Annotated in this window: 8 protein-coding genes, 1 tRNA gene and 1 pseudogene; 8 read left to right on the forward strand and 2 right to left on the reverse strand. The window is 39.9% G+C overall.

What is annotated here, in order from left to right; all coding sequences use genetic code 11:
* Positions 1-10 precede the first annotated feature (10 nt).
* The 5 genes from MICAI_RS03845 (at position 11) to devC (ending at position 9,032) form a co-directional block, all read left to right on the forward strand.
* Positions 11-2,692 carry a PEP/pyruvate-binding domain-containing protein gene (locus MICAI_RS03845; RefSeq protein ID WP_008198046.1) on the forward strand — a complete coding sequence of 894 codons (2,682 nt, stop codon included), beginning with the start codon at positions 11-13 and terminating at the stop codon, positions 2,690-2,692.
* A 323-nt stretch (positions 2,693-3,015) separates the two neighbouring features.
* Positions 3,016-5,637, forward strand: a complete 2,622-nt coding sequence (locus MICAI_RS03850; protein WP_008198048.1) for an aminotransferase class III-fold pyridoxal phosphate-dependent enzyme — start codon at positions 3,016-3,018, stop codon at positions 5,635-5,637.
* A gap of 51 nt (positions 5,638-5,688) precedes the next feature.
* A complete protein-coding gene (locus tag MICAI_RS03855; protein WP_008198050.1) occupies positions 5,689-6,270 on the forward strand; it encodes a hypothetical protein in 582 nt (193 codons plus the stop codon).
* Positions 6,271-6,547: 277 nt separating this feature from the next.
* Positions 6,548-7,855: an ABC exporter membrane fusion protein gene (locus tag MICAI_RS03860; protein WP_039899565.1), complete on the forward strand. Its 1,308-nt coding sequence runs from the start codon at positions 6,548-6,550 to the stop codon at positions 7,853-7,855.
* 19 nt (positions 7,856-7,874) lie between these two features.
* Positions 7,875-9,032, forward strand: coding sequence for an ABC transporter permease DevC (gene devC / locus MICAI_RS03865; protein WP_008198054.1), 1,158 nt, complete (start codon positions 7,875-7,877; stop codon positions 9,030-9,032).
* A gap of 63 nt (positions 9,033-9,095) precedes the next feature.
* On the opposite strand, the pseudogene MICAI_RS26810 reads toward devC, so the two are convergent.
* Positions 9,096-9,203, reverse strand: a pseudogene (locus MICAI_RS26810) (transposase); the annotation flags it as partial.
* Between the two features lie 405 nt (positions 9,204-9,608).
* On the opposite strand from MICAI_RS26810, the gene MICAI_RS03870 reads away from it, so the two are divergent.
* From MICAI_RS03870 to MICAI_RS03880, 3 genes are all read left to right on the forward strand, one after another.
* A complete protein-coding gene (locus MICAI_RS03870) occupies positions 9,609-10,328 on the forward strand; it encodes a DevA family ABC transporter ATP-binding protein (protein ID WP_008198056.1) in 720 nt (239 codons plus the stop codon).
* A gap of 61 nt (positions 10,329-10,389) precedes the next feature.
* Positions 10,390-10,481: transfer RNA gene (locus tag MICAI_RS03875), tRNA-Ser, on the forward strand.
* A 19-nt stretch (positions 10,482-10,500) separates the two neighbouring features.
* Positions 10,501-11,307: a radical SAM protein gene (locus MICAI_RS03880; protein ID WP_008198057.1), complete on the forward strand. Its 807-nt coding sequence runs from the start codon at positions 10,501-10,503 to the stop codon at positions 11,305-11,307.
* Here the strand turns inward: MICAI_RS03880 and mrdA are convergent.
* Complete coding sequence (mrdA, locus tag MICAI_RS03885) at positions 11,304-13,178, reverse strand: penicillin-binding protein 2 (RefSeq protein ID WP_008198060.1); 1,875 nt, start codon at positions 13,176-13,178, stop codon at positions 11,304-11,306. The genes MICAI_RS03880 and mrdA overlap by 4 nt on opposite strands.
* Between the last annotated feature and the right edge of the window lie 189 nt (positions 13,179-13,367).

Consider the following 13,367-nt stretch of genomic DNA (forward strand, 5'->3'; position numbering starts at 1 on the left):
GAGATCATCCATGATAACCCACATCTTAGAATTAGGTACAATTTCCAAAGAACAAAATTCCTTAATTGGGGGAAAAGCCAAGAATCTTAATCAGATGATTAAAGCAGGATTTCCGATTCCAAAAGGATTTGTTATTACCTGTGACAGTTATCATCACTTTTTGGAAAGTTGTCAACTTGTAGGATTAATTCAAGAAACCATTAATCAGACCGATCAAAATACTTTGCAATCTCAATTTAAAACGATTGAAGATGCCATTCATAATTCAGCTATTCCTCTAGACTTACTCACAGAAATTAATCAAGAATATCGAAAATTAAATAGTGAATCAGTTGCGGTTCGATCTTCTGCCATTAGTGAGGATTCTAATCAATATTCTTTTGCAGGACAATTTGAGACCTATCTTAATATTACTAACGAAGAAGAATTACATGAAGCAATTATTAAATGTTGGGGGTCATTGTGGTCAAATCGAGCTTTAGTCTATCGAAGTTTAAATCAAAAAATAAGTGAATCAGAACCCCTTGCTGTGGTGGTTCAGCAAATGATTAACTCTCATATTTCTGGTGTTATTTTTACCCAAAATCCAGTCAGTAATCAACCTAACCAATTTCTAATTGAAGCGAGTTGGGGCTTAGGTGAGGCAATTGTCTCTGGGAAAACCATGACAGACTCTTTTATCTTTGATGTAGCGTCTCAATCAATTATTGATCAGACAATTAACTATAAACTAAATATGTGTGTTTTTGATGCAGATCAAGGAGTTGCCACTATTAAAGTTCCAGAAGAAAAACGTAGTTTAAGAACACTGTCGGAAGAGCAAATCGTTGAATTAGCCCAATTAGCCCAACAAATTCGTGATTTATATCAAGCTGAACAAGATATTGAATGGGCTTTTGATGGAGAAAAATTTTATATCTTGCAAAGTCGTCCCATTACTACTTTAGAATCCAGTCAAGCTGTCAAGGAAGAACAGCAATATCTCAATTCTCAAGCCTTATATACTTGTTTAGATATAGGTGAATCTTTTACTGGTACTTTTACTCCTTTAGGAGAATCTTTTGCGAGATATTATGTTCACAATACTCATCAAGGAATTTTAAAAGCTTTAGGGCTACGGGATATTGGCAATCCTAAAAAATATGGTTTTTTTCTGTTTGGTCGAGCCTATTTAGATGTTTCTTACTTTGCTTATTTATATGCTCAATGTTTTCTATTTAGAAATCAAAGTAAATTTTTGGAGCGGTTTGCTAGTGAAGAAGTCAACGTTGAAACTTATAAAAATCCTCATGGATTAGGTTCACAAGGATGGGCTTATTTTCGCTCAAATTGCTTTTATGTTAAGACCTTAATTAGTGATTTATTGACCTATCGCAAAAAATCCCGAAACTGGTTAAAAAACCGTCCTGTTGTCAGTGAAAATTTTCAGAATTTAGATTTAGTCAATTTATCCCTTTATGAATTAGGAGACAAGCTAAAAGAAGCTTATCAATATTATCACAATAGTTGTGTGCTATATGGTACTCCTTACATCGGCGCATTTGCTTTTTATGATGTATTAAAAGACATTTCTAAACAATGGTTTTCAAAAGAAGATGAATCGATTCCTGAGTTAATTAAAGCAGGAGCTTCTGAATTACGAACCACAGATATGATTGAAGCTATTGAAGATTTGGCCTTAGAAGCTCGAAAATCTTCTGCTTTAAAACAATTAATTCTCAAAGATTCTTCTCCTAATATTGTTAAAATAATCGAACAAAACCCTGAAGCGGAAACTTTCTACAGAAAATACCAGCTTTTACTGCGAGAACATGGAGTGAGAGCACATCAAGAAATGGAATTGATACATCCTCGATGGTTGGATGATCCTACCTATATTTTTACGACCCTAAAAACCTATTTACAACGAGATGATTATGAAATTCTCACCACAAGAGCTAACCGTAATCATCAACGGATTGTATTAGCCAAGCAAACATTAAAAAAATTGCCTTTATGGAAACGTAAAATCTATGAATTTCTCATGAATTCTTACCTTAAATTAAGTCAGGTACGAGAAGAAATGAGAATGTGTTTTATTCAAGGAATTTGGATGAATCGAGTGATTGTCATGGAAGTCGCCCGTCGTTTAGTAGCTGATCATATTCTTCAAAATTTAGATGAAGTTGCTTTTATTACTTATGATGATATCCTGCTCTATCTTTCTGGCAAAGAATCCGCTAAAAATTTATTCTCACGCCCAAAAATTGCCGAAAATCGTCGTCGTCACCTAATTAATCAGCAAATTCCTACTCCACCCCTAACTTTTATTGGTTATTGGGATCCAGCGACTCACCTCAGTCAAAAACTTGATGATAATTGTCTTGTTGGTGTTGCTAGTAGTCCAGGACGAGTAGTTGGGAAGGCTCGTATTATTCTCAATTTAGAAGAACAAATGGATGAATTTGAGCCTGGAGAAATTCTAATTACCTGTTTTACGGATACAGCTTGGACTCCTCTTTTTAACCTAGCCACCGCCGTCGTCGTAGATATTGGTTCACTCCTTTCTCATAGTTCTATTGTCGCCAGGGAATTAGGAATTCCAGCCGTTGTAAACACCAAAGTTGCTACGCAAGTAATTCGGACAGGAGATACATTAGTGGTTGATGGAAATGAAGGAAAAGTTTATCTTCAATCTCAATCTAATCCGTAATCAGAGTTTTGTCTGATGTAGATATTATGATACTATAGGGGATGTGATGTCATTAATTAGGGTTGACTGAGTGTCAGTGAAAGCTTTGCTAGAAAAGGGTTTTGAGACTTTTTGGGGAAAAAAGTCCAAGAAACAAACATTGAGAAATCGAAATAGGAACTCAAAATCCTTGCACTTTCGTCAGCGATTGCGAAGGGTTCCGCTTCCAGCCGCACAAAGTCATTCTATTATTCTAACTTCCCCCACCAACGACCGACTCCTAACCCCACCAACAGACTTTTTCAGTAAACCCTAAGTACTCGATTCTATTAGGACTTAAAGTTATGCTCAGATTTCCTTTTTTAAATTTCCTTATCTTCACTGTTGTTTACGGTGTTTCCTATCTCTACCAAATTTTTGGGAAAAATCCTAATGAAAAAAAAGAGTTGCAAGGCGAAATCTTATCAGAATATTTAATTAGTATGGGGCCTATCTATATTAAAATTGGTCAAATTTTGGCGACTCGCTCGGATTTAATTTCTAATACCATTGCTGAAAGACTTCGTCGCTTGCAAGATAATGTCCCCACTATGAATGAAGCGGATACAAAAAAGATAATTGAGCGAGAGTTAAAACAGCCGATTGAAGCCATTTTTAAAGACTTTTATTTTAGTCCGGTGGCAAGTGCTTCAATTGCTCAAGTTCATCAAGCAAAATTAAAAACAGGGCAAAAGGTGGCCGTTAAAATTGTCAAAAAAAACGTCCGTCGAGACCTACAAGAAAATCTTAAAGTCATGGGTTTTGTTGTTAAAATTGTAGATAGTTTGATTCCGTCCGTTAAATCTCTCAATTTACCAATTCGTTTTCGAGAATTATCCCGGTTATTAATTGCTCAAACCGATTTTATTCAAGAAGCAGAAAAACAAGCCCGAATTTACCTTAATTTCAAAAATCATCCTTATGTTAGAGTTCCCTCATTAGTTCCTGAATTATGTACTAATAATATGCTAGTGATGGAATTTATCGAGGGAATTCCGGGTAAAGAATCTGAGCGCTGTCATCTCCCCCCTCAACCACTCGCTCGCCGTTTTCAAGAAACCATTTATACCATGTTATATTTAGATGGTATTTGTCATGGCGATCCTCACCCTGGCAATCTCTTTTTTACCGAAGACGGCAAAATTATTTTAGTTGACTTTGGTATTACCGTAGAGTTAAGCGAAGATGAAAAATGGGGGTTATCTTCTTTTTATTATGCCTGTACTCGTAAAGAATGGGAGTTAGCCGTTGAACGGTTTACCGAACATTTTGTCATCAAAAAAGAGCAGGTTTTTGAGCGTTGGTCTGATTATCACCAAGAAATCGAGGCCGTTTTAATAAAGCACTTTAATGCTCAAACAGAACGGTGGTCAACCATTAGTTACTTCCAAGATGTTAATCAAGTTTTAAAGCGATATCAAGCTGAATATACGACAAACTTTACGAAAGTTGAATTAGTTTTTCTTTCTTGTGAAGGATTTGCTAGTCAAATTGACCCAGAAATTGATATTTGGGCGAATGCTCAAAAATTCACAGATCGCTATTCTCCTTACATGAATCCTAAGGTTAAACATAACTTTGATATTTATTTTGCTGAGGCTAATCCTCAAGCCTTAGCTTTACGAGATCGGGCAAAAAATGCTCTGGTTGCTCCCACTCACTTAGACCGTTATTTCTTCCCTAGCACTTATCCTTTATTTGTTAAAGAAGCAAAGGGGTCTCATTTAATTGATGTTGATGGTAAAAAATATGTTGATCTCGCTTGTGGATATGGCCCTCATATTTTGGGTTACAGTCATCCCGTGATTAATCAAAGTTTAACGGAAGCCATTCTTAACGGGGGTGTAAATGCGATGGGAACACTCCCCGAAATTGAATTAGCAGAGGCTATTGTTGAAGCCCTACCCGGTGCAGAAAAGGCGATATTTTCCAATTCAGGCACAGAATCAATTTTGCAAGCGATTCGATTATGTCGAGCTTATCGTCATCGGGATCGAGTGGCTAAATTTGAAGGTCATTATCATGGATTTTCTGATCAAGGCATGGTGAGTTCTTGGTTTCGCTTTACAGGAAACAAAGAAGCCCCTGAACCCATTAAGGGAACCTTAGGCAGTCATTCAGAAATCGTCAAAAATACCTTGGTTTTACAATATGCCCATCAAGCGAGTTTACAAAGATTGCGAGAACAAGCAGACAGTCTCGCTTGTGTGATCTGTGAACCCATGCCAACGGCACTTGCTGATTACGATCTAGAATTTTTAACGAAACTCCGGGAGATTTGTGACCAATTTGATTTACCATTAATCTTTGATGAAGTAGTCTCAGGTTTTCGAGTTACTTATGGAGGAGTACAAAATTTAACAGGAATTGTTCCTGATTTAACTTGTTTGGGTAAAATCATTGGTGGAGGATTGCCGGGAGGATGTGTTTCTGGAAAAGAACGACTGATTAATATTGCCAAAAGTTCGGAAGATCCCTTTCGCGATTATGAAAGTAAAGTGTTTGTAGGAGGAACAATGAGCGGGAATTCGTTGACCTGTACGGCTGGTTTAGCTGCATTAAGTTATTTAAAATTACATCCTGAAATCTATACTCGTTTGGCGGAACAAACCGAGTGGTTAGCTCACCAACTAAAAACCATTGCAGAGGCTCATCAAGTTCCTTTTCAAGTGAAAGCTAATCGTTCTATTTTTTCTCTAACTTTTAGCTATAAAAAAGCTCAATTTTATCGAGAAAAACAAGCAGGAAGCAATTTTAAAGCGAATTTAGCTCTTGCTTATTATATGCGAAAGTATGGGGTTTATATGCCAGAACTTCATACTTTAATGTTGAATGATGCCCATTCTCAAGAAGACTTAGAAACGGTTATTCAAGCCTTTGATAACAGTCTTTATGAAATGGTTAAAGATGGCTTTTTTGTTCTCTAGAATCATCCAGGTTACTTGTTTTCTTTATTAATTTTAGCAGGAATTCCCAGAATGAATACACTCAATAGTAATCTGAAAAAGCCCAGAAAAGGACTATTAGGAAGTTGGGATATGGTGGTCGGTCCCGGTATGTCTTTTCAAGAAACATGGATTTGTCTTATTCCGACCCTTTTAGCCACTGTCTTGATTCCTATTTATGCCATAATTAATCATTTTGGCTGGAATATTTGGCAATTATTAATCATGGCTTTTCTGTCCTTTGATTTGGTAGGAGGAGCTATTGTTAATGTCTCAGAGACTACAAAATGTTGGCATCATTCTCCTCAACACAATTGGCGTTATCACTATGGATTTATTGCGATTCATCTGCATCCTTTTTTGGTGGCATGGCTTTATGGAGGAAGTTGGCCAGAAGCCACCATCGCTTATGGCTATTTACTAATAGCAACCCCCTTGATCTTATTTGTTCCTTGTCGTCTGCAAAAATCAATAGCAATTACCCTATATTTAGGAGGATTAGTTTTATCTCATTATCTATTTCAAGGAATTGAGGGAATGGGTTGGTTTCTTCCGGTTTATTTTCTTAAGTTGTTTGTTAGTTATCTTCCAGAAGACTCTAATCGGTCTCTGTAGTAGAATACTCTATAGGAATTCTTTTTTGGAGAATCCCATTTTGGAAAAAACGTACCTAAAATAGGATAGATTTACGGCTCTTCCTTACTTGTTATGGTTCGATAGGGGGGCATAAATCGACTAAATCCTTATCTGGCAAGAGACTTAATTGATTAGTTCGCTCTAGATAAAAAACAATTGACAAAAATCGCTAAATGCCTTTCTATATAAGGGTTCCATCCCTTATAACCCCCGTCAATTGCATAACACAAACCGAAGAGCCAGATTTACTTGAATTATGAACAAAGAATCGATGAACTTTCCAAAGATCAAATTTTTAAAAGGCAAATGGCTGATGATTTGTGTTATTATTGGGGCTTTGTCAACTGGGATACTCGGACTACTATCTGTTACCCAATTCTCCAATTTGACAATTTCTGAAACAAAAACTGAGTCCTCTGAACCAGAATCGCCTGTAATCTCAATAACTGCTTTAGGACGAATTGAACCTCAAAGCAAAGTCATACAAGTCTCTGCAACCATTCCTCTAGAAGGAGCGCGTTTAGAAAAACTTTTGGTCAATGAGGGAGATACAGTCAAAACCGGACAAATTATTGCCATCTTGGATAGTTATGAACGAGAACAATCCGCTTTAAAATTGGCCCAAAAAAGGGTTCAAGTCGCTCAAGCTCGTTTAAATCAAGTTCAAGCAGGTGCTAAAATCGGAGCGGTACAATCTCAATCAGAAACCGTAGAACTTTTCAAAGCAGAATTGGAAGGCCAAATAGCTTCTCAGCAGGCTAATATTGCCAGTCTAAAATCTCGTTTAACTGGAGAAGTACAAGCTCAAAAAGCCACCATTGAACGGATAAAATCTGAGTTCAAGAATGCCCAAACTGAATGTCATCGTGCTGAGATGTTATATAAAGAAGGAGCGGTTTCCAGTTCTTCTAGAGATAATACTTGTTTACAAAAAGATGTTTTTCAAGAACAACTCAATGAAGCTGGGGCTAATTTACTCACAATTACTACAACTTTACAACAACAAATTAAAGAAGCCAAGGCAACTTTAAACCGTACCATTTTAACTACTCAAAAGCAGATTCGTTCTGCTCAGGCAACCTTAGAAGAAATTAAAGAAGTTCGGCCTGAAGATATCGCCTTAGCTATGGCTGAACTAGAGGAGGCAAAAGTAGCAGAAACCCAAGCAAAAACGAATTTAGCCTTAGCTTCTGTAAAAGCGCCCGTAGATGGGCAAATTCTTCAAATTCATACTTTACCTGGGGAAACAATTAATAGTCAAGGAATTGTAAAAATGGGTCAAACTCAAAAGATGGAAGTGGTTGCTGAAGTTTATCAAACAGATATTCAACAAATTAAATTGGGTAAAAAAGTAATTATTAGCAGTGATTCTTTTGGAGAAAAGTTAGAGGGAACGGTTAAACAAATTGGTTTATTAGTTCAAAAACAAAATATTTTTAGTAATGATCCAGGTGCTGATGTTGATCGTAAAGTAATTGAAGTGAAAATTGCGCTTGATCCAGAAACCAGTCGAAAAGTTCAAAATTTCACCTATTTACAAGTTCAAGTTGCCATTCAACTCTAAATTTAGTTAAGTAAAAACCATGATTTTACTACTTACTTTTGCCCTTCTTCAAATTGTCCGTAATAAGACTCGTTTATTGGTAGCTTTAGCGGGAATTGGGTTCGCTGTCATTCTCATTTTTCTTCAGTTAGGGTTCATGAATGCTCTCTATGAAGCTGCAATGGCCCCTCATAAAAGTATCAAAGCCGATTTGGTATTATTAAATCCTCAATCTAAAGTATTATTTGCTCTAGAAAGTTTTCCACGGGAAAGAATTTATCAAGCTCAAAGAGTGAAAGGGGTTAAGTCAGTGGCTTCTTTGTATGTTGGTCTAGGTCAATGGAAAAATCCTGATAATCACACGAAACGATCTTTGTTGGTTTATGCTTTTGATCCTGCTCAATCTGTATTTAAATTTCCCGAAATAGTCAACAATTTAAATGATTTAAAGATGACAAATCGAATACTTTTTGACAAATTATCTCGACGAGAATTTGGTGCCATTGCCAAAAATTTTAATCAAGGATATCAGGTTAGCACAGAATTAGAAGGAGTACGAGTTGAAGTAGCAGGATTATTTAGTCTAGGAGCTTCCTTTGCAGCAGACGGTAATGTTATTACCAGTGATTCAACTTTTTTACATATTTTTAAAGGTCGCAGCATTAACAAAATTAATGTTGGATTAATTACTCTAGAACCTAACGCTAATCCCCAAGCCGTGATTAAAACCCTAACAAAAATTTTACCCAATGACGTAAAAGCAATGACTCTCGAAGATTTTGCCTTATCCGAAAAACACTATTGGGAAACGAGTGCGGCCATTGGTTTTATTTTTGGCTTAGGTGTAATAATGGGCTTTATGGTAGGGGCAATTATTGTTTATCAAATTCTTTATGCAGATGTTTCTGATCATCTTGCTGAATATGCAACTCTCAAAGCAATGGGTTACCCTCATTCTTTTCTGCTTAATGTTGTTTTTCAGGAGTCTTTAATTCTTGCTGTTTTGGGATATATTCCAGGTTTCTTGATTTCAGAACTTATGTATGATTTAACTAGACGAGATACTAACTTACCTGTATTTATGACTCCCAGTTTAGCACTGTTCGTTTTAGTTCTTACAATTGCAATGTGCTTTTTAGCAGGCACGATTGCAATGCGAAAACTACAAAGTGCTGATCCCGCTGATATCTGCTTCTGATGCCTGGTGGTTTCATAAAAGTTGCTCGTTTCTCCTTATTTTACCCTATTTTTCACTTTGATCATACTTATTTGAAATCACTATATCTACTTTACCCTCTCGTTTAGCACCCATCCAAAGTCTTAAAGCTTTATTCCGGATGAATTGTACCGTACGAATAGTATCATCAATGGCAGAACACTAACTCGGTTTGACCACTGCTTTCATTTCTAAGATAATCATTGTTTATCGACCTCAAACAACTTATTTTGTACCAACAAACTTTGCACAAAATTGTTAAGGTTTGATCGTGCTTTGCCGATGCTCAATTAGTCATGGTTTTATGCCATCTGTAAAACTGAGGGTATTCAACATGACATTTTTGATAAAATCTTTCGATTTTTTGAGGTACCCTTAACTTATAATTTTCAAAGACTTGTCTTCTGGGAGAGTCGAACCGTGGGTCAGTTGTCTTTAAATATCGGTAAAATCGCCACAAAAGACCAATATTTGCTCCGAGAATTAAATTCTCATCCCTCCAAATAGCTTTAACTTGTGATCTTATTGAAGTATACTATATTTTTCGAGGTTCTCATAATGCGGATTTTTCAAAAAGAGCGAGAATTAGAGGATTTTAGCCCTAATGAACCCGTAATTGCCATTAAAGGCTTAAATCACTATTTTGGTACGGGGGAATTAAAAAAACAGGTTTTATACGATATCGATCTGGAAATTAAAGCGGGGGAAGTAGTGATTATGACTGGTCCTTCGGGATCGGGGAAAACTACTTTATTGAGTTTAATGGGAGGTTTGCGATCGGCACAAGCGGGCAGTTTAAAAATTCTCGGCCAAGAAATGTTAGGAATTAGTAAGGGCAAAATGCTGAAAATTCGCCGACAAATTGGCTATATTTTTCAATCACATAATTTACTAAAATTCCTGACAGCGAAACAAAACGTTAGGATGTCTTTGGAACTGCACGAGGAGTTTTTAGAACAAGATCTCGATCAAAAAGCCACGGCAATTTTGGAATCGGTGGGTTTAGGGGACCGCGTTGATTACTATCCCCACGATCTATCGGGGGGACAAAAACAACGGGTTGCGATCGCTCGCGCCCTCGTCAGTCATCCCAAATTAGTCCTCGCCGATGAACCGACCGCGGCCTTAGATAAACAATCCGGGCGCGATGTGGTGGAAATCATGCAGAAATTGGCAAAAGAACAAGGTTGCACGATTTTACTCGTCACCCACGATAACCGGATTCTCGACATCGCCGATCGCATTGTCAATATGGAGGATGGTCGTTTAGGCGATTAACTGCCCAAAAATTACTTGCCAAAAATCGGCCTTTCATGTTAGACTAAAGTAATGTCATCTTGGAGAGGTGGCAGAGTGGTCGAATGCGGCAGATTGCTAATCTGTTGTACGAATCGTAAGACCGTACCGAGGGTTCGAATCCCTCCCTCTCCGTATTTTTTGGGTAGGTTCGATGACTGCTCGCCAGGATTATTTCTGCTCCGTATATGGTCCGGTAGCCTCTTGGCGTTTCGGCAGTTCCTTGGGCATCGACCCGATCGGTTTAGTTTCCACCTGTTCCTTTAACTGTGCCTACTGTCAGTTAGGAGAAATTGAGCAAAAAACCGAGCAACGGAAAATTTTTATCACCAGCGAACAAATTAGCAGGGATTTAATTGCCTTTGCTCCCTGGGACGTGGATATAGTCACTCTCAGTGGTAGTGGGGAACCCACCCTCGCCCTCAATTTAGGGGAAATACTGGCCACCGTCAAGGAAATGACCAGACGGCCGGTGGCGGTCTTAACCAATAGTACCCTCCTGGGAGATGCCCGAGTGCGTCAAGAGTTGAGCAGAGCCGATATCGTCGCCGCTAAAATCGATGCTGTTTCCGAGGCCCAATGGCGACGGGTTAACCGTCCAGTCCCCGGCCTGGATTGGCAGGAGCTTTGGTGGGGATTAAGACAATTTCGCCAAGAATGGTCGGGAAAACTAGCAATTCAAACCATGGTGTTGGCCTCTTGGTCGCCCCAAGAGCAAGACCAGTATATCGATTTGATGCAACAGCTACAACCGGATGAAATTCAACTTAACACCCCGACCCGTCCCCGGGCCGGACAAAGACAATTAGAAACCCGCGGTAATAATCCCCTCAGCGCTGGCGACGGAAGGCAAATTCTCAAACCCGTAAACGCTGAAATATTGGCAATTTGGGCGGAAAAAATCGCCACGGCGACGGGAATTACCGTGCGCTGTGTGCCGCTTACCGCCACAGGTCTCTAAGGCTTCGGCCGGGGTTTTTCTTCTTTGGGTTTGACATTAAAATAAGCCTCCATTACCTGACGTACCATAGGTGCGGCCACTTTACCACCACCACCGCCGGAATGTTCCGCAAAGGCGACCACGACAATTTCGGGCTTATCAAAAGGGGCGAAAGCTCCAAACCAAGCGTGGGACTGGCCCGGAGGTGCTTCTGCCGTGCCGCTTTTGCCCGCTACGGGCGGTAAAGCGGGGTCTGATAGGGCCCGACCCGTTCCTTCCGCTACCACGGCTCTCAGGGACTTTCTCAGGGTGTCTAGGGTGCTAGGTTTCATGTTCAAAGACTTGCGCCATTCCTTAACATCCCGGGCATCCTGTAAAAGATGCGGTTTCACCAAAAAACCGCCGTTAGCGGGGACAGCAAACATCACAGCTACCTGTAGGGGAGTCGCTAGGGTAAATCCTTGACCGATCGACATATTAATCGTATCGCCTACGGACCAATCCCAGTTTTTAAAATTACGCAGCTTCCAATCGCGATCGGCAATTAACCCCGGGGTTTCTTCCGCTAATTCTATCCCAGTTTTCTGACCGAAACCGTAGCGCCGGGCCATGGCAATTAAAGCCGGTCCCCCCACCCCGCGACCTATTTGACCGTGAAAAGTGTTACTACTCATGGCCATGGCCCGGACAAAACCCATCGGACCAAAACCGGCGCGATTCCATTCCCCGAAAGCTGTCCCCCCCACATAAAGGGCAGCAAAGGTATTTAAGACCGTATTGGGGGGAAATTTCCCCGATTCCATGCCGGCAGTGGCAGTGACGACTTTAAAGGTGGAAGCGGGGGGGAATCCTTGCAGGGCGCGGTTAACAAACGGGTTGCCCTCCGCTTGTAGTTTTTTCCAGGTGGCGGTGGTAATTGGGGCCGAGAAAACATTGGGATCGAAACTAGGATAACTGACCATGGCCCGCACGGAACCATCCCGGGGATCGATCGCCACGATCGCACCTTTGCGTTTTCCCAAAGCGGCCTCGGCGGCTTTTTGGAGTTTTAAATCTAGTGTCAGGGTGACATCTTGCCCGGGTTTAGCAATTTTTTGGCCGAGAATTTGGATTACCTGTCCCGATCCGTTGACCTCTAACTGCATTCCCCCCCATTCTCCCCGCAATTTTGACTCGTAGGCGGCTTCTACACCCATTTTACCGACGACATCTCCCAACCGGTAGCCCTGTCGTCTTTTGGCTTGATATTCCTCCGGGGTTAGTTCCCCAGTATAACCGAGAATATGCGCCCCGATTTTACCATTGGGATAGTAGCGCACTGATTCCACGTCCACTTCAATGCCGGTTAATTCGTCTTTGTATTCCTCTAGGGCGATAATTTGGGCCGGAGTTAAACCCCTAGCGATGCGGATCAGGGTGGAGGGGTTTTCGTCCGCTTCGTTAATGCGTTTTTCTAGGTCGCTTCTGGGAATTGCTAAAATACTGGCTAAACGGTCAAGATTGAGTTTTTGGGCGGGATTACGCTGGGATTTGGGCCAAATATAGGCCGCATGGGTTAAGCGGGCCGTGGCCAAAACTTTGCCATTGCGATCGAATAAGTTGCCTCGGACTGGAGGTTTGGGAAGAATGCGAATCCGGTTATTTTCTGCCCTTTCTCGGTTAATTTGTCCTTGCTGCAGTTGTAAATAGGCCAAGCGCGAGCCAACTCCTCCTAGCAGGACAATGCTAATTAAGCCCATAATTAGCCATGACTGACGCTGACGACCGACTAGACGCTCCTTATCTTTAGTTTTATTCTGTGATTTATTCGGCGCTGGCCGCGTCGGCGAGGTGAGCGTTTTTTTCCGTTTCAGTTTGACTTTGGTTTTTGAGAGGAGTCCACTATTACGCATTTGCTTAAAGTTAAAAATTTAAAAGTTATCAGTTATCAGTTATCAGTTATCAGTTATCAGTCATCAGTTATCAGTTATCAGTTATCAGTTATCAGTTATCAGTTATCAGTCATCAGTTATGAGATTTGAGTTTTAAGTAAGAAGTATTAAGTGAGTAGTTTTAAATAGCACTTTCCTGATGTCTTTTCA

It is taken from the genome of Microcystis sp. T1-4, from assembly GCF_000297435.1.
GTDB lineage: Bacteria > Cyanobacteriota > Cyanobacteriia > Cyanobacteriales > Microcystaceae > Microcystis.

What these genes read in the sequence shown, in the direction of transcription:
- MICAI_RS03880 (WP_008198057.1), top strand. Translation starts at nt 10,501, where the DNA reads ATGACTGCTCGCCAGGATTATTTCTGCTCCGTATATGGTCCGGTAGCC.
- devC (WP_008198054.1), top strand. Translation starts at nt 7,875, where the DNA reads ATGATTTTACTACTTACTTTTGCCCTTCTTCAAATTGTCCGTAATAAG.
- MICAI_RS03870 (WP_008198056.1), top strand. Translation starts at nt 9,609, where the DNA reads ATGCGGATTTTTCAAAAAGAGCGAGAATTAGAGGATTTTAGCCCTAAT.
- MICAI_RS03850 (WP_008198048.1), top strand. Translation starts at nt 3,016, where the DNA reads ATGCTCAGATTTCCTTTTTTAAATTTCCTTATCTTCACTGTTGTTTAC.
- mrdA (WP_008198060.1), bottom strand. Translation starts at nt 13,178, where the DNA reads ATGCGTAATAGTGGACTCCTCTCAAAAACCAAAGTCAAACTGAAACGG.
- MICAI_RS03845 (WP_008198046.1), top strand. Translation starts at nt 11, where the DNA reads ATGATAACCCACATCTTAGAATTAGGTACAATTTCCAAAGAACAAAAT.
- MICAI_RS03860 (WP_039899565.1), top strand. Translation starts at nt 6,548, where the DNA reads ATGAACAAAGAATCGATGAACTTTCCAAAGATCAAATTTTTAAAAGGC.
- MICAI_RS03855 (WP_008198050.1), top strand. Translation starts at nt 5,689, where the DNA reads ATGAATACACTCAATAGTAATCTGAAAAAGCCCAGAAAAGGACTATTA.